Origin of the sequence: Sandarakinorhabdus limnophila DSM 17366, assembly GCF_945882885.1 — a bacterium.
GTDB lineage: Bacteria > Pseudomonadota > Alphaproteobacteria > Sphingomonadales > Sphingomonadaceae > Sandarakinorhabdus > Sandarakinorhabdus limnophila_A.
The window spans coordinates 1-17150 of the sequence record NZ_CAMCWT010000048.1 but is presented as its reverse complement, the minus strand read 5'-3'; the positions used below and the strand labels follow the sequence as shown (position 1 = coordinate 17150).

The 17150-nt window shown below is 64.5% G+C and carries 15 protein-coding genes; 7 read left to right on the top strand and 8 right to left on the bottom strand.

Annotated elements, in window-relative coordinates; genetic code table 11:
* Positions 1 to 97 precede the first annotated feature (97 nt).
* The gene (gene gyrA / locus Q7O19_RS10615; protein ID WP_303810471.1) at positions 98 to 2791 is read left to right on the top strand and encodes a DNA gyrase subunit A; all 2694 of its coding nucleotides are present in this window, start codon (positions 98 to 100) and stop codon (positions 2789 to 2791) included.
* Here gyrA and Q7O19_RS10610 read toward each other — a convergent pair.
* Together Q7O19_RS10610 and Q7O19_RS10605 are read right to left on the bottom strand one after the other, a co-directional pair.
* Entirely contained in the window at positions 2788 to 3261 is a 474-nt protein-coding gene (locus Q7O19_RS10610; protein WP_303810470.1) for a lysoplasmalogenase family protein, read from the bottom strand. The genes gyrA and Q7O19_RS10610 overlap by 4 nt on opposite strands.
* Before the next feature lie 12 nt (positions 3262 to 3273).
* Positions 3274 to 3477, bottom strand: a complete 204-nt coding sequence (locus Q7O19_RS10605; protein ID WP_303810468.1) for a hypothetical protein — start codon at positions 3475 to 3477, stop codon at positions 3274 to 3276.
* A 180-nt stretch (positions 3478 to 3657) separates the two neighbouring features.
* Here Q7O19_RS10605 and Q7O19_RS10600 point away from each other — a divergent pair, with 180 nt between their 5' ends.
* From Q7O19_RS10600 to Q7O19_RS10585, 4 genes are all read left to right on the top strand, one after another.
* Complete coding sequence (locus tag Q7O19_RS10600; protein WP_303810467.1) at positions 3658 to 4893, top strand: hypothetical protein; 1236 nt, start codon at positions 3658 to 3660, stop codon at positions 4891 to 4893.
* 117 nt (positions 4894 to 5010) lie between these two features.
* Positions 5011 to 6504, top strand: coding sequence for an IMP dehydrogenase (gene guaB, locus Q7O19_RS10595; RefSeq protein WP_303810465.1), 1494 nt, complete (start codon positions 5011 to 5013; stop codon positions 6502 to 6504).
* Positions 6501 to 7646: an RsmB/NOP family class I SAM-dependent RNA methyltransferase gene (locus tag Q7O19_RS10590; RefSeq protein ID WP_303810463.1), complete on the top strand. Its 1146-nt coding sequence runs from the start codon at positions 6501 to 6503 to the stop codon at positions 7644 to 7646. Before guaB ends, Q7O19_RS10590 begins: the two co-directional genes overlap by 4 nt.
* 26 nt (positions 7647 to 7672) lie before the next feature.
* Entirely contained in the window at positions 7673 to 8158 is a 486-nt protein-coding gene (locus tag Q7O19_RS10585) for a tetratricopeptide repeat protein (RefSeq protein ID WP_303810461.1), read from the top strand.
* Positions 8159 to 8180: 22 nt separating this feature from the next.
* Here Q7O19_RS10585 and rsmA read toward each other — a convergent pair whose 3' ends face one another.
* The 4 genes from rsmA to Q7O19_RS10565 form a co-directional block, all read right to left on the bottom strand.
* Complete coding sequence (rsmA, locus tag Q7O19_RS10580) at positions 8181 to 9005, bottom strand: 16S rRNA (adenine(1518)-N(6)/adenine(1519)-N(6))-dimethyltransferase RsmA (RefSeq protein WP_303810459.1); 825 nt, start codon at positions 9003 to 9005, stop codon at positions 8181 to 8183.
* A gap of 3 nt (positions 9006 to 9008) precedes the next feature.
* Positions 9009 to 10007: a 4-hydroxythreonine-4-phosphate dehydrogenase PdxA gene (pdxA, locus tag Q7O19_RS10575; RefSeq protein WP_303810473.1), complete on the bottom strand. Its 999-nt coding sequence runs from the start codon at positions 10005 to 10007 to the stop codon at positions 9009 to 9011.
* The gene (locus tag Q7O19_RS10570; protein WP_303810457.1) at positions 10007 to 11353 is read right to left on the bottom strand and encodes a peptidylprolyl isomerase; all 1347 of its coding nucleotides are present in this window, start codon (positions 11351 to 11353) and stop codon (positions 10007 to 10009) included. The genes pdxA and Q7O19_RS10570 overlap by 1 nt, the downstream gene beginning before the upstream one ends.
* Before the next feature lie 132 nt (positions 11354 to 11485).
* Positions 11486 to 13798, bottom strand: a complete 2313-nt coding sequence (locus Q7O19_RS10565; protein ID WP_303810455.1) for an LPS-assembly protein LptD — start codon at positions 13796 to 13798, stop codon at positions 11486 to 11488.
* Positions 13799 to 13900: 102 nt separating this feature from the next.
* Here Q7O19_RS10565 and Q7O19_RS10560 point away from each other — a divergent pair, with 102 nt between their 5' ends.
* On the top strand, positions 13901 to 15376 hold the full coding sequence (locus Q7O19_RS10560) for a leucyl aminopeptidase (RefSeq protein ID WP_303810453.1): 1476 nt from the start codon (positions 13901 to 13903) through the stop codon (positions 15374 to 15376).
* Between the two features lie 87 nt (positions 15377 to 15463).
* Complete coding sequence (ndk, locus tag Q7O19_RS10555; RefSeq protein ID WP_303810451.1) at positions 15464 to 15886, top strand: nucleoside-diphosphate kinase; 423 nt, start codon at positions 15464 to 15466, stop codon at positions 15884 to 15886.
* A 118-nt stretch (positions 15887 to 16004) separates the two neighbouring features.
* Here the strand turns inward: ndk and Q7O19_RS10550 are convergent, their stop codons facing one another.
* Both Q7O19_RS10550 and Q7O19_RS10545 read right to left on the bottom strand, forming a co-directional pair.
* A complete protein-coding gene (locus Q7O19_RS10550; protein ID WP_303810449.1) occupies positions 16005 to 16856 on the bottom strand; it encodes an alpha/beta hydrolase-fold protein in 852 nt (283 codons plus the stop codon).
* Between the two features lie 175 nt (positions 16857 to 17031).
* Positions 17032 to 17150, bottom strand: a 119-nt coding sequence (locus Q7O19_RS10545) for an IS3 family transposase (protein WP_303810472.1), incomplete at its 5' end; no start/stop codon positions are given.

The following is a 17150-nucleotide window of genomic DNA, read 5'->3' as shown; positions in this document are numbered from 1 at the left end:
GCCCTGAATTCCTGCCCTTTCCACTGGCCTTTTCGCACCGTTTCCCCTAATCCGAATGGGCATCTGAAGTGCGCCTGAAAGAGCCAAGAAAAGCCCAATGGTATCAACCACTAAACCCCCCGCCGGCGAACCCGACATCCAGCCGATTTCCATCGTTACGGAAATGCGGACGAGTTTCCTCGATTATGCCATGTCGGTCATCGTTTCGCGGGCGTTGCCTGATGTGCGCGATGGCCTGAAACCGGTGCACCGGCGTATCCTGTGGGGCAGTTACGAAAACGGCTTCACCCACGGCAAGCCCTATCGCAAATCGGCCCGCATCGTCGGCGACGTGATGGGCAAGTATCACCCGCACGGCGACAGCGCGATTTATGACGCGTTGGCGCGCATGGTGCAGGATTGGTCGATGCGGCTGCCGCTGATCGACGGCCAGGGCAATTTTGGATCGATGGACCCGGATGCCCCGGCGGCCATGCGCTATACCGAAGCGCGGCTGGCGAAATCGGCCGAGGCGCTGCTCGCCGATATCGAGAAGGACACGGTTGATTACGTCACCAACTATGACGGTTCCGAACAGGAACCGACCGTGTTGCCGGCGCGCTTCCCCAACCTGCTGGTCAATGGTGCCGGCGGCATCGCCGTGGGCATGGCGACCAATATTCCGCCGCACAATCTGGGCGAAGTGATCGATGCGGTACGGGCCTGGCTGGCTGATCCGATGATCAGCGTTGAAGGCCTTATGCACCACCTGCCGGCCCCGGATTTCCCCACCGGCGGCATCATCCTGGGTTCGAGCCAGCTCAAACAGGCCTATGAAACCGGGCGCGGCAGCATCCGCATCCGTTCGCGCCACGTGGTGGAAGAAGGCCGCGGCGAGAAGCGCGCCATCGTGCTGACCGAAATTCCATACCAGCAAGGCAAGAACGCGTTGGTGGAAAAGATCGCCGAAGCGGTGAAGGACAAGCGCCTCGAGGGCGTGTCTGACCTGCGCGATGAATCCAATCGCGAAGGCGTGCGCATCGTGCTCGATCTGAAGCGCGATGCCACGCCGGACGTGGTGCTGAACCAGCTGTGGCGCAACACGCCGGCGCAGCAGAGTTTTGCCTTCAACATGCTGGCCATTCGTGGCGGACGCCCGGAACTGATGGGCGTGAAGGACATCATCCACGCCTTTGTGGAGTTCCGTGAGCAGGTCATCACCCGCCGTTCGAAGCACGAGCTGATGAAGGCACGCGAACGGGCCCACCTGTTGATCGGCCTGGTGATTGCGGTCGCCAACCTGGACGAAGTCGTGCGCATCATCCGCGCCAGCGCCAGCCCGGCCGAAGCCCGTGAAACGCTGATGGCGCGCGATTGGGATGCGGCGGAAATCCGGCCCTATCTGGCGCTGGTCGAAGCCGGCACGGTGGACGTGGACGCGCCCACCATCCGGCTTTCGGATCTGCAGGTGCGCGCCATCCTCGATCTTCGCCTCAACAAGCTCACCGCGCTGGGCCGCGATGAAATCGGCAGTGAATTGAAGGAACTGGCCGATGCCATTGCCGATCTGCTCGACATCCTGACCAGCCGTGTGCGCCTGCGTTCCGTGCTGAATGCCGAGCTGGACGATGTCGCCAATGAATTCCAGTCCAAGCGCCGCACCGAATTAGTGTTCAACGCCGAGGACATCGATGACGAGGATCTGGTCGAGGTCGAGGACATGGTGGTGACCGTGACCCGCGATGGCTGGATCAAGCGCGTGGCGTTGGCCGAGTATCGGGCGCAGGGCCGCGGCGGCAAGGGCCGCAACGCCATGGGCACCAAGGACGAAGATGCGGTGACGACGCTGTTTGTCACCTCCACCCACAATCCGGTGCTGTTCTTCTCCTCGGCCGGCAAGGTCTATCGCCTGAAGGTGTGGCGCCTGCCGGTGGGCAGCCCGCAGGCCAAGGGCAAGCCGATCAACAATCTGCTTCCCCTTGCCGATGGCGAAACGATCATCACCACGCTGGCGCTGCCGGAGGACGAGTCCGAATGGGGACGCCTGCACGTGATGTTTGCCACGGCGCATGGTGGCGTGCGCCGCAACGCCATGGACAGTTTCACCAGTGTGCCGACGGCCGGCAAGCTCGCCATCCGCTTTGAAGAAGGCGATGACGACCGGCTGATCGGCGTGGCGCTGTGCGACCAGGCCGATGATGTGTTCCTGGCCGCCAAGAGCGGCAAGGCCATCCGCTTCCCCGTGGATGATGTGCGCGAGTTTGTCTCCCGCACCTCCACCGGTGTGCGCGGTATGGCGCTGGGCGCCGGCGGCGAAGTGGTATCGATGGCGATCCTGAAGGGCTTTGCCGCCAGCACGGAAGAGCGCGAGGATTATCTGAAGGCCGCGGCCTGGAAGAATGAGCCGGGCGAGCGTGTGCTTTCGGAAACCCGCATGGGGCAATTCGCGGCGGCCGAGGAGTTCATCCTGACGGTGACCGCCAATGGCTTTGGCAAGCGCAGTTCGGCGTTCGAATATCGCCAGTCGGGCCGCGGCGGGCAGGGGATCCGCAACATCGCCGAAAGCGATCGCAACGGCGACGTGCTGGCCAGCTTCACCGCGCGCGACAGTGATGATGTGATGCTGGTGACGGACCAGGCCAAGCTGATCCGGCTGCGCGCGGGTGATATCCGCATCATGGGCCGGGCGGCACAGGGCGTCATCCTGTTCAAGGTGGCCGATTATGAGCTTGTGGTTTCGGCTGCGCTGATCCCGGCTGATGAGGAAGCCGAAGTGGGCGACGTGCCGGAAGTGCCGGGCGAAGAGGCCTAATCGGCGCGGGCGGCGCGGGCGAGGAGCCCGCGCCCCACGCCCAGCGTAATCAGCCACTGGCCGCCGAAATAAAAGGCCCACACCAGCGCGCCATCCGCCGTTGGCCCGATCAGCCGGCCACCGCCCAGGCGCAGCACCAGGATCGTGTCTGACAGCACGAAGGCGATCGCGCCCAATGCTGCCAACCGGGGAAAGCGGCTGAGCCACAGGCTGGCCGCCATGGCGGTGAGCAGCACGGCATAGAGCAATGTCTGGCCGAAGGGCAGACCGGCCGGGGTGAGCAGCGGCGGCATCGCCAGCCCGAACAGCAGCAGCAGCGCCGCCATCAGCCAATCCCGGGTGCCAGCGGCGCTGCGATGGCGGGCATAGAAGATGATGGCCACCAAATGCCCGGCGGCAAAGCTGGCGGCACCGGCAATAAACAGGCCGGGCAGGGCGAGCAGCACATCACCCAGCGCCCCCAGGGCCATGATCGCTGCCAGTCAGCGGGCGCCATCGGTGCGCAATTGCAGCGCCGAAAGCGCCAGCAGCGTGGCTCCGCTGCCCTTCAGCACGACGTTCGCGATCCCATCAAGCATGGGGGAAAGCAGCAGATAGGCCAACCCGGCGGCCAGCGCAGCCGTGAGCCCGGCGCGGAACCGCACCGGCAGGCCGGCCAGCGGCAAGGAGGCGGCAAGAGCCGTCATTTCGCGTCGATTCTCGCGCGTTGTGGCGGTCAGGGCAAGGGCTGGTCGCAAACTCACCCCCAAACTCACTTAATGTTCATGTTGCAGATGCAAAAGAGCAGGATCACCTGTGCCTGTGGCCGGTTGACGCCGCCGCCATCGCGGCTTAGCTCAACTCCATATTGCTTGAGGGAGGCATGAATGAAGACGATCGCAACCGCCTTGGCGCTGGTGCTGATGACCGGCAGCCTGGGGATGGCCAGCCCGGTACTGGCACAGAAGAAGGACAAGGCTGCCGACAAGCCGGCACCGCCGAAGCTGTCCAAGCCGATCCTGGCCGTGGTCATGGCCGTCCAGAAACTGCAGGCCGCCGGTGACCATGCCGGCGCGCTGGCCGCTTTGGCCACTGCCGCCACAGTTCCGCGTGCCGAAAAGGACGACGCGCTGATCATGGCCAAGCTGAAGCTGTTTTCGGCGCAGAATCTGAAGGACAATGCCAAGCTGGAAGAAGCGCTGCTCGAAGCCGCCGAAGCGCCGTCGATTACGCCCGAAGAAAAGCTGAACTTCTCCAAGTTCATTGCTGGCCTTGCGTCCAACCGCAAGGATTACCAGCTGGCCTGGAAATGGTATGAATTCTACTTGGCCCAGAAGCCCGACGATGTGGACATGCTGGTGCAGGCCGCCAGCGTGAACGCCGCACTGAACAGCAAGCCGCGCGTGGTGGAACTGCTGAGCAAGGCCATCGATCTGCGCGAAGCCGCTGGCCAGAAGGGTGACCGCAGCTGGTACGAATTCCGCGCCCAATCGGTGATCGACGGCAAGATGGAAGCGCAGATCATGCCGGCGCTGCTGGGCTGGGTGAAGGCCTTCCCGGAGCCCAAGAGCTATAATCTGTCGATCGAGCTGGTGAAGCAGCGCGCCGGCAACATGGACAACAACATGCTGCTGGATTGGGGCCGCCTGATGTGGGCTGCCGGCGCCATGACCACCGGCAACAATTATCTGGAATATGCTGATGCCGCCATCGAACGCGGCATGCCCAACGAAGCCGACATGGTGCTGAAGGAAGCCATCACCAAGAAGCTGATCGATCCGGGCAAGCAGAATATCGGTGAAATCGTGCGCCTCGCAGCGTCGAAGAACACCGAGACCAAGGCAGCGCTGCCCGGCTTAGAAAAGGAAGCCAAGGCAAGCCCGCGCATCGCGCTGGTGGTGGCCGATACGCTGGCCAATCTGGGCCAGCATGAAAAGGCCGTGGGCTTCTACAAGGGCCTGATTGGCAACACGGTTGTCGATCAGGATACCGTGAACCTGCGCATGGGTGCGGCCTTGCTGAAGATGGGTGACAAGGCCGGCGCCAAGGCCGCCTTTGATGCCGTCAAGGCCGGTCCGCGCGCCCAGATCGCGCAATTCTATGGTGTGCTGGCCGGCGCCTGAGCCGGTCTGCCTGCATCTGAATGACGGGAGCGCGCTGTGGCAACGCAGCGCGCTCTTTTCATGTGCGGCCTTCACCCCTATGGAAGCCAACCGCCGCAGCCACAGGAGTCGCCCATCATGTCATCCCGGATCAAGGAACCCCGCCTGGGCCTTACCTTCGATGACGTGCTGCTGGTGCCGGCCGCATCCGCCGTGTTGCCCGGCATGGCCGATACTTCGACACGGGTGACCAAGGGCATAAGGCTCAACATCCCGGTGCTTTCCGCCGCGATGGACACAGTGACCGAAGCCGACATGGCGATCACCATGGCGCAGCTGGGCGGCATCGGCGTGTTGCACCGCAATCTCACCGTGGAGGAACAGGCGCTGGCTGTGCGCCAGGTGAAGCGCTTTGAAAGCGGCATGGTGGTCAACCCGATCACGCTCACCCCGGATCAGACGCTGGCTGATGCCCGCGCGCTGATGGCGAGCCACGGCATTTCGGGCTTTCCGGTGGTGGAGAAAGTCGGCCCCGGTGGCGCCCCCGGCCGTCTTGTCGGCATCGTCACCAACCGCGATCTGCGCTTTGCTGAAAATGACGCGCAGCCGATCGCCGAGCTGATGACGAAGGAAAATCTTGTCACCGTGCGCCCGGGTGTGACCGAATCCGAATGCCGCCGCCTGCTGCACAACCGCCGCATCGAGAAGCTGATCGTGGTGGATGATGATGGCCACTGCATCGGCCTGATCACCATGAAGGACATCGTGCGCGCGGTGAACCACCCCAACGCCACCAAGGATGAAGCCGGCCGCCTGCGCGTTGCCGCTGCCACCACCGTGGGCGATACGGGCTTTGAACGCACTGAGGCGCTGCTGGATGCCGAGTGTGACCTGATCATCGTTGATACCGCCCACGGCCACAGCGACCGCGTTGCCGAAGCGGTGGTGCGCATCAAGAAGCACAGCAATAGCGCCCAGGTGATTGCCGGCAACGTGGCGACCGCTGCCGCCGCCATGGCCCTGATCGATGCCGGCGCCGATGGCATCAAGGTGGGCATCGGGCCGGGTTCGATCTGCACCACGCGCGTTGTCGCCGGCGTGGGCGTGCCGCAATTGACCGCGGTGATGGACACCGCCGAAGCCGCCTGGAAACTGGGCATTCCGGTGATCGCCGATGGCGGCCTGCGCACCAGTGGCGACGTGGCCAAGGCGCTCGCCGCCGGTGCCAGCGCCGTGATGGTGGGCAGCCTGCTCGCCGGTACAGAGGAAGCGCCGGGCGAGACGTTCCTGTGGCAGGGCCGCACCTACAAGAGCTATCGCGGCATGGGCAGCGTGGGCGCCATGGCGCGCGGCAGTGCCGATCGCTATTTCCAGCAGGACATCAAGGATCAGCTGAAGCTGGTGCCGGAAGGCATTGAAGGCCAGGTGCCCTACAAGGGCCCGGCTGCCAATGTGCTGCATCAACTGGTGGGCGGGGTGAAGGCGGCGATGGGCTACACCGGCTCTGCCACGCTGGAACAGTTCCGGGAACGGGCGGAGTTCATCCGCATCACCAATGCCGGCCTGAAGGAAAGCCACGTGCACGACGTGACCATTACGCGCGAAGCCCCCAACTATCCGACAGGCGGATGATCTCCGCCGCACGGCTTCAGGCCGCCATCGAGATATTGGATCAGGTGATCACCGCCGCGCGCGATGGCGGGGCCGCAGCCGACACGATCATCCAGCGTTATTTCTCCACCCGCCGCTATGCCGGTTCCAAGGATCGGCGCGCGGTGCGTGATCTGGTGTTCGCCGTCATCCGTTCAATGGGTGAGCGCCCGGTTTCGGGCCGCGCCGCGGTGATCGGCCATGCCCGCCCCCATGATCCTGAGTTGCTGGCGTTGTTTGGCGCGTCCGGCCATGCGCCGCCGGCACTGGTGCATGGTGAACCAGCTGCGACGCCTGGCCTGGCCCCATCCTGGCTGGAGCGTATGTTGATCGAGCGGTTTGGCGATGATGCGGAACGGCAGGTGACGGCGCTGCTGGACCGGGCGCCGCTGGATGTGCGGGTGAACGCGATGCGGGCCAATCGCGATGCGGTGCTGGCCAATCATCCCGATTGGGAATTGCTGCCGAACACCGCGCACGGCGTGCGGTTGCCATCGGGCACCAACGTCGAAGCGCTGCCGGAATTTGGCGAAGGCCTCATCGAAGTGCAGGACGCCGGCAGCCAGATCGCGGCCGCCACGCTGGCGGCGCATGCCGGCGAAACGGTTGTGGACCTGTGCGCCGGCGCCGGCGGCAAGTCTCTGGCGCTGGCGGCCGATATGGCCGGAGAAGGTCGGCTGATCGCCTGTGATACCGATCGCGCCCGGCTGAGCCAGCTGTCGCCGCGGGCAACACGGGCCGGCGCGGCGGTGGAAACGCGGCTGCTCAATCCCGGCGGCGAAGCGCAGGCGCTGGCCGATCTGATGGGCAGTTGCGATGCCGTGCTGATCGATGCACCCTGTTCGGGCAGCGGCACCTGGCGGCGCAACCCGGAAAGCCGCTGGCGGCTGAATCTGGCGCGACTGGAACGGCTTGTGGCGACGCAGGTCATGCTGATCGAACTGGCCACGCTGCTGCTCAAGCCCGGCGGGCGGATTGTCTATATCGTCTGTTCGCTGCTGCCGGCCGAAGGCGAAGCGCAGTTGGCCGCCACACCGAACTTGGGACCTTGGCAGAGCCGTATACTGACCCCGGCCGATGATGGGTGCGACGGTTTTTTCATCGCGCAGTCATCCCGGCTTTGATAAAAGCGACGCCAGGGAGACATTTGATGCGTTTCACGTTCCTGCTGCCGCTGGCCCTGCTGGCCACAACTGCCGCCGCTGCACCCGGCCGCGACGACCAGTTGAAGCCGGTTTCGCTCCAGATGGCTGCCGCCGGACAGGCCGCGCTGGACGCCGGCAAGCCACAGGACGCCATCGACAGTTTCGAAGCCGCGCTGGCCAGTGATCCGCGCAATGTCGCGGCGTTTGCCGGCATTGCCGCCGCCTATGAAAAGCTTGGCCTGCCCGGCAAGGCGGTGAAATATTATCGCGACGCGTTGGCGCTGAACCCGTCGGATATTGCCACCCTGGAAGGCCAGGGCCGGGCGCTGGTGGCGCGCGGCGCGACGGCGCGGGCCCAAATCAACCTCGCCCTCATCAAGGCGCTGTGCAAGGCCGATTGCGGTGCCGCGACACGCCTGGAAGGCGTGATCGCCAAGGCGAGCGCCCAGGCCAGCGTGGCGCCGGTGAAGGCGAAGACGACGAAGGAGTGAGGGGACTGCCTGCGGTGCGGGCTTAACCCAACCGTGCTGCCGCCTTGGCAAAGGCCTCCACCGGCACGGTTTCCGCCCGCGCTTCGGGCTTGATGCCTTCAGCTTCCATCGCCTCAAGTGCGCCGGGCAGGCCGCGCAGGCTGGCGCGCAGCATCTTGCGGCGCTGGCCGAAGGCTGCGGCCGTCAGCGCGGCAAGGCGGGCCGGGGTGGCGGTGCTTAGCGGCGTTGTGGGCACGAGATGGACCACGGCGGATTCGACCTTGGGCGCCGGCACGAAGGCGCGAGCCGGAAGGGTGAGCGCGATCTTTGGCGTAGAACGCCACTGCGCCAGCACGGCGAGCCGGCCATAGGCATCATCACCTGGGCTCGCGATGATGCGCTGGGCGACTTCCTTCTGGAACATCAGGGTCAGGCTGGCCCACCATGGCGGCCATTGTGGGCTTTCCAGCCAGCCGGTGAACAGGGCAGTGCCGATATTGTAGGGCAGGTTGGCCACAATATGGGCGCCGTCCCCGGCCAGCGCGCGCGGATCGACGGCCATGGCATCGCCGCCGATCACGGTGAGGCGGCCATCGGCGGCGGCGGCAAGTTCGGCCAGCGCGGGCAGGGCGCGGTCATCACGCTCAACCGCAAACACCTGCGCACCGGTGCGAAGCAGAGCGCGGGTAAGGCCGCCGGGGCCGGGGCCGACTTCGTAAACGCGTGACACCGGCCCGAGTCCGGGAATGCGGGCGATTCGATCGAGCAGATTGGTATCGGTGAGGAAATTCTGGCCAAGCGATTTCCTGGCATTGAGCCCGTGCCGGGCAATGACCTCGCGCAGCGGCGGCAGTGTGGGCAACGACATGGCTCAGCCGGCGGCGCGGCGGGCGGCGCACTCACCGGCCATGCGGATGGCGGCGATCATGGCGCTGGGGGTGGCCAGCCCCTTGCCGGCGATATCGAAGGCGGTGCCATGATCGGGCGAGGTGCGCACGATCGGCAGGCCAAGCGTGACGTTGACACCATCATCGAAATGCAGCGCCTTCAACGGGATCAGCGCCTGATCATGATACATGCACAGCGCCACGTCGAACCGGGCGCGAGCATGCGCGTGGAACATCGTATCGGCGGGCAGGGGCCCGATCACGTCGATACCCTCGGCGCGCAGGGCCTCGATAGCCGGGCGTATGATCTCCACCTCCTCGCGGCCCAGCGTGCCCTGTTCGCCGGCATGCGGGTTGAGGCCGGCGATGGCCAGGCGCGGGTTTTCGATGCCGTAATCGCGGATCAGCGCCCGGGCGGTGATGCGGGCGCGGGTGATGATCAGATCGGCGGTGACCAACCGCGGCACCTCGGCCAGCGGCACGTGCACGGTGAGCGGAACGGTGCGCAAGGACGGCCCGGCCAGCATCATCACCGCATTGGCCGGCGCGATGCCGCAGCGTTCGGCAACAAATTCGGTCTGGCCCGGGTAGGTGAAGCCGATGGCGAACAATTGCGCCTTTGACACCGGCCCGGTGACCAGCGCCGATGCCATGCCCTGGCGGGTGATGCCGGCGGCCAGTTCCAGGCTGTCCAGCGCGCAGCGGGCGCCGGCCAGATTGGGTTCGCCGGGCACGATCTCGCCGGGATCATCAACCTGAATCAGAGGCAGTGCGCCATTGAAGGCAGCGGCGGCGGCAGCCGGATCAGACAGCACGGCAATCGGCCCATCCCACACGGCGCGGATCGAACATGCGTCACCAATGGCAAGGAATGGCGGCAGCCCGGCGGCGACCCGTTGTTCCCAGGCGCCGGCGATAATTTCCGGGCCAATGCCGGCCGGATCGCCGATCGAAACGGCCAATGGCGCCGGGATTGGTGCCATCAACGATAGTCGACGATGGCGTCGCGCCGCAGATCGCGCAGGTAACGGCGGGCGCGCATGTTCACGCGCTCATCGTTCATCTGGGCGTAGATTTCCTCGAAATTGGGTGCCTTGGCCTGCACCTGGCTGTCGTCGCGGCCGCACAGCACCAGCACGCGCAGGCCTTCTTCGGCCGAACCGAAGGCCGGGGTGGCTTCGCCGATCGACATGCGGCCCAAAATGGCCTGCAACTGCGCCGGCAGATCCTTCATGCGCACCGCATCGTTGAAAGCGACTTCGCCGCCCACCTTTTGCGCCAGCGCCTCGACACCGCCACAACCGCCCGTGTTCTGGCTGAGCCTGCCGATTTCCTCCACCTTGGCGCGGGCCTGGGCTTCAGTGGTATCGGCCTTCAACGGGATGGTGAGCTGTTTCAGACTGAGCTGCGCCATCAAGGGATCGGCAGCCAGCACCTGGCGCTTTTCGATCAGCGCCATGATGGCGACACCGCCCGTTACCGGGATGGCATCGGTGACCTGGCCCGGCTCCAGCGCTGCCACGGTGGTCGAAACGGCGCTGTTCAGCTGCTCGCCGCGCACCCAGCCCAGATCGCCGCCAAGGCCGGCCGAGGAGGCTTCGGAAAACTGGCGGGCATAGGCGACAAAGCTCGCCCCGCCGCGCACCTGGCCAACGATGCGCGAAGCATCCTGCATCACCGCATCAAGCGTCTCCGGCGTGGCCGACAGGAAAATTTCGCCAACATGAAATTCGTCTTTACCTTTGGCGGCGTTCAGCTTGTCGATCACCTGCTGGACTTCATCGTCACCGACATTGACCATCGGTTCGACCTTGCGGCGCAGCACCCGGCTCCACGCCATTTCGGCGCGGATCTGGGCCTTCAGGCTGTTTGACGAAGAGCTATTGCCTTTCAGGTAGATTTCGAACTGTGCCGGCGTGCGCTTGAAATTCTGGGCAATGCGCTCGAACGAGCGGGTGACATCCGCTTCATTGATGCGGATGTCGTTTTCGGCGGCTTCCTGCAGTTGCAGTTTTTCATCGATCAGGTTGCGGATGATCTGCAGGCGCAGGCGCTGCTTTTCTTCATCAGCAACCCGGCCGCCATTGGCTGCCAGCACCAGACCGAGGCGTTGATCGATATCGGTGTCGGTGATCACATCGCCATTGACGATGGCCTGGGCCTTGCGCAGCGTCGGATCGACATCGCCCAAGACCACCATTTCGGGCAGATCATTGGCTGAAAACGTGCGGGGCGCGGCCTGGGCCAGCAGGCTGGCGTTGCCGGCGGGCACCACCATGGCCCCAGCCACGGCAAACCCCAGCAGTCCGTTCAGAAATTTGACCTTCATTCACATGCTCCGAAGCGCCGCAGCGCATCCCCGAGCTTTGCCCTTAGCGCAAGGGCAGCGATCGGGGAAAGCGCTTGTTTGGGCCAGACCGGGCCGCAATGGCGGCCGCCGCCTGAACGGCCGCTGAAAACATCATTGACCCAGCGTCTTGAAGGCGATGGTGATCTGGAAATTGTTGCCGGGGCGGAAATCGCGGTCACCCACATAGTCGCGGCGCCAGCCGATGCCGAAGCGAAAACATTCATCCTCATACTGGATGTCAACCCGGTGGCGGATACCGCGGAAGCCATCACCATTGGCCAACGGGTTTTCCGCCTTGGTGGTGAGATCGATGATGGCATTGCCGAACAGCGCCCAATAGCGTGCGATGGCCACGCGCCCGGCAACGCGCAATTCCTGCCGGTCTTCCAGATCTTCCAGCGTGACGTTGCGGTTGAGGCGAATATAGGCCGCCGACACATAGGAACGCCGGCCGCCAAGCGTGAGATCGATTTCATTGCGGCGAACAGCGAAATTATCCTTGTCGAGCCGAAAGCGGTGGGTCAGTTCCACCAGCCGGCCGATCTTCAGGCTGGTGCGGCCCACCACGTCGGAAACGCGGCCGCGAAAGCCGGTGCCATCGGCAAACTCGCTGCCATCACCGTTCAAGCGCAGCGACTGGCCGATTTCGGCACGCAGCTGCCAGCCGGGCCGATCAAGTGTATATTCGGCGCCATAGGTGAGGCGGCTGCCGCTTTCGACGCGATCAAGGCCCGGCGTGCGGTTCAGATCGAACAGCGACACGTCTTCCAGTTCAAAGGCGCGGGCATCTTCGTTGGCGAAGCCGGCATTGGCGATGCGCGGCGCCGCCACCAGCTGAACCCGCGGGCTGATCACCTGCTCGCCGCCAAAGGCCGGGCCGGCAAACGGCCAGCTGACATCAACCGCCGCCAGCGCCACAGCGCGCCCACGCCAGCCATCACGGCCGGCATAATCGGGGAAGGTGGCCAGTTCCGAATTGCGCACATCATAAAGATCACCGCGCACCAGGCCGGTAAAACCGATGCGCTGACCCATCTGCGTGTAGAAGTTGCGATCCCAGCGGCCCCAGCTGACGGCGCGGAACATGTCTTGCCCGCTGCTGCGGGTGAGCAGCAGCGAATTGGCGCCCAGCCGCACCTTGCCGCCAGCCACATTCCAATCGGGCCGCCAGTCATAATCGATCAACGGCAGCGCCAGCGGGATCTCGCCGCCGCGATCGGTGGCGCGCAGCCCCTGGAAATACCAGGCTGAAATCGACAGCCAGCTTTCATCGGTGACGCGTTCCAGCGCATAGGACGAGCGCAGCGTATCATCGAAACCCAGGCCATAACGGCGGTTGAACGTGTCGTCCGTCGTCAGGCGAACCGAGAACACTGATCGCCATTTGCTGTCGTGCTGCAACCGGCCCTTCACGCCCAGATAGCCGCGGAAGCGTTCGCCCTGGTCCACTTCCGTCACGCCATCGGCAGCCAGATCAAAGCGGCGCGAGAAGGTGAACATGCCATCGACCTGGATTGGGCCGTCCTTCAACAGCCGCCGCGCCTGAAAGGCCAGCGCCGGATTGGTGGCGGTATAAAGCCGGGGGGTGATGGTGAAATCCTGATCCGGCCCGGTGGCGAAGTGGATCGGCGCCGAAACGCCCACGCCCAGCTGCCGCTGGATTTCCACTGCCGGCACCAGCACTCCGCCGGCGCGCGGGGAATCACCATCAGGATGCGACAGGCTGGGCAGCCAGATCATCGGCACGCCAAACATTTCCAGGCTGGCATCGCGATAGGAAATGCGGTGACGGCTTTCGTCATAAACGATTCTAACTGCCTTGATCTTCCACACCGGCGCCTGCGGGCAGCCTTCGCTGTCCACCACGGCGCAGGGGGAATAGACGGCGCGATCCATCGTGTAACGGCGGTCGCTGCGCGTTGCGGCCTTTGCCCCCAGCCGGCCGCCATCGTTCAGCACCAGCAGCATGTTGGCGATGGCGCCATCCTTCAGGCTGTCGGAAAGCGTAATGCGGTCACCCAGCGCCTGGTTGCCGGCAGGACCGGTGATCTGCACATTGCCGATCGCCACCACTTCGCCGGCCTTGCTGTCGGACCCGCGGGCATATTCCACGCGATCGGCCAGCAGCGCATAGCCATCGCGCGACACCTTCACCCGGCCGCTGGCGACCACCAGCTGGCGTTCTTCATCATAACTCAGCTGATCGGCTTCGAAATCCACCACATCGCCGGGCGCCGGGAGGTTGGCGCGGCGCGGCGGCGCATCGGGATCGCGGTTGACTGGATCCTTGTTGCCCAACAAGGCCGGAGACATGCGCTGCGCCAGCGCCGGGGCCGGCAGCATCGCAAGGCCAGCTGTCGCCAGCAGCAGGCTGGCGCGCACGGCAGGCCAGCAGGGGGCGGGCAGGGTGGTGGAAGCGGGCACATCCGGTCGATAGCCGGGCCATGCCGGGCCTGCAACCATCTGCTTGGCGAAGGCGTAGGGCGCGCCTAATCAGAACGCCTGTTCGAATCGAAAGGGATTTTCATGCTCGCCATTTCCTATCCGGCCACCGTAGCCGAACCGGTCGCTGCGCTCGTGGTGTTTGCCGGCCCGGATGGTGCGCTCAGCGCCGGGGCCAAGGCGGCCGATGGCGCTGCGAAGGGGGCGGTGCAGTCGGCGGTCAAGGCCGCGCGCTTTGAGGGCGGGGTGGGTGAAATTGTCGAGTTGCTGGCCCCGGCCGGTTTGTCGCATGGGCGGCTGCTGTTGGTGGGCACTGGCCCCACCGACAAGATCGATACCGGCGTCGCTGAACGCATCGGCGGCGCCATCGCCGCCCGCCTGCTGCTAAGCGGCGAGACAACCGTGAGCGTGGACGTTGCCGGCGTGCTGGCCGGCGATCTGGCGGCGCACCTGGCCCACGGCGCGGTGCTGCGCTCGTGGCGTTTTGATCAATACCGCACCACGCAGAAGGACAAGCAGAAGCCGACGCTGACCAGCCTGGCCATTGTTGGCGCGGGCGACGTGACCGCGCACGACAGGCTTATGGCGATTGCCGGCGGTGTGGCGCGCACGCGCACGCTGGTTTCCGAGCCGCCGAACGTGATCTATCCGGAAAGCTTCGTCGAAAGCGCCCGTGATCTGGCCGCGCTGGGCGTGGAACTCACCATTCTCGACGATGCCGACATGAAGAAGCTCGGCATGGGCGCTCTGCTTGGCGTGGCGCAGGGTTCGGTGCGGCCGGCGCGCATTCTGGCGATGCGCTGGAACGGCACCGGCCGTGATGACGTGAAGCCGGTGTGCCTGGTTGGCAAGGGCGTCACCTTCGATACCGGCGGCATCAGCCTGAAGCAGCCGGCGGGCATGGAAGACATGAAGTGGGACATGGGCGGCGCCGGCGCCGTCACCGGCGCGATGCACGCGCTTGCTGCCCGCAAGTCAAAGGCGCACGTGGTCGGCGTCGTTGGCCTGGTGGAGAACATGCCCGACGGCAATGCCCAGCGCCCCGGTGACGTGGTGAAAACGATGAACGGCCAGACGGTGGAAGTGATCAACACCGATGCCGAAGGCCGGCTGGTGCTGTGCGATGCCATCTGGTGGGCGCAGGAAACGTTCGGGCCGGACGTGGTTGTCGATCTCGCCACGCTCACCGGCGCGATCATCATCAGCCTGGGCAATGAACATGCTGGCATGTTCTGCAACGATGATGGCCTGGCCAAGCAGTTGAAGACGGCGGGCAATACCGTGGGCGAGAAGCTGTGGCGGATGCCGATTGGCGATGCCTATGACAAATTGATCGACAGCGACATTGCCGACATCAAGAACGTCGGCCCGCGCGAAGGCGGCTCGATCACCGCGGCGCAGTTCATCGGCCGCTTCATCAAGCCCGGCGTGAAGTGGGCGCACCTGGATGTGGCCGGCACCGTGTGGGCCAACAAGCCCGGCGCGCTTTTCGACAAGGGCGCCACCGGTTACGGCGTGCGGCTGCTCGATCGTTTCGTGGCGGACAATTTCGAAGGCTGATTGGCGGCCTCACGGCTTGCAATCGGGGGGCGCGGCCTGTAGGGGGCCGCGCATCCTTCATCCCGCACTGCAACACAGGAATTTTCCATGGCGATCACGCGCACCTTCTCGATCATCAAGCCCGATGCAACCCGTCGCAACATCACCGGCAAGGTGAACACGATGATCGAAGGCGCCGGCCTGCGCATCGTGGCGCAAAAGCGCCTGCACCTGACCCAGGCCCAGGCCGAAGGCTTCTACGCCGTCCACCGCGAGCGCGGCTTCTTCGGTGAACTGGTCGTCTTCATGATCAGCGGCCCGGTCGTCGTTCAGGTGCTGGAAGGCGAAGACGCCGTTCCGGCCTATCGCGCCATCATGGGCGCCACCAACCCGGCCAACGCCGATGCCGGCACCATCCGCAAGGAACTGGCCGAATCGATCGAAGCCAACACCGTGCACGGTTCGGACAGCGACGAGAACGCCGCGATCGAGATCGCCTACTTCTTCGCGCAGACGGAAATCGTTGGCTGAACTGATCAGCCTTGAGATTCGAAAGGGCCGCAGCGATGCTGCGGCCCTTTTTTTGCTTCAGCCCGATTTGACTTCAATTGCAGGCGTCACCGCAGGCTCACCGGTCGATCCAGCGGATTCAGGAAATCAAAAAGGCTGCGAGGGATTTTGCGTCTGTCGCACAATGGCCACCATAGATCGGATGCCATTCCGTCTTGACGCCGCGCTTCATGGCGCGTTGGGCCAGAATCTGCGTGCCTTCGAAGTTGCCATAGGCATCATACAGGCCGTTTGACAGGTAAATGGCGGGCGACGTCGGCCTAGCCCTTTCGATCAAGGCCAGCGGCGATGCCGCCTGCCATTCGCGGTCATTGGAAAAATATCGGCGGGACAGCATCCAGATGCCGAAGGCAATGCTGGGATCAGCGCCGGTTCGTTGCAGTGCAGCCTCCATCTCGCCCACCGGGGCAAAGGGCGACAGCTGATAGACGCCAGGGCAAAGCGCAGCGACTTTCGCGAAGTGACCGGGATGGGAAAGCCCGGCAATCAGCACATTGAGCCCGCCCATCGACTCGCCCAGCAGCAGCCGGCGGCGCGGCTGGCCAGTTTGTCGTTCCAGCGATGGAAGCCGTCGCATCAGATCATCGAGCAGGCCGCTCTGTTCGGCCGTACCCTTGGCGGTAAGCAGCCACGTCGAGCCGTACGAGAGTGAAATCACGATTGGCGGCAAGGCGCTGCTTTTCTGCCATTCGGACTGGACCATGGCAGTATAATAGCTGTTGTCGTTCCAGCTGGTTTCATCAAGATTGCGACCGTGAAGATGGTAGAGCACGTCACCATTTGTGCCCGCCCTGTTTCTGTAGATGCAGTAGCGCAGGGCGCCATCGTTGCCACAGCTTGACGCAGCGGGCGTGTAGGCGACCTCCTGAACACCGCGCGGACGACCAATCCAGCTCCATCCCCACCAAAATGCAAGCAGCAGCGTAATCATGACCAGCAGCAGACGCGGTTTGTGGATCCTTATCGACACCAAGCCCATCGCAAGATCCTCGCGTTGCTGTTGATCAAATCGGCAGCATTGCCAGCCGCTTGGGCGCACACTGGCGTCACGCTGCGCTCAGCATCGCCTCGATCATTGAGCTGCTGCCGGTTTGATGGACACGAGGTTAGGCTACATTAGCCTGCCGCTCGAAGTCGATGGGGCTGAGATACCCCAAGGTCGAGTGCCTGCGTGTGGGATTGTAGAAGCGTTCGATGTAATCGAACACCTCGGCCTTTGCCTGAT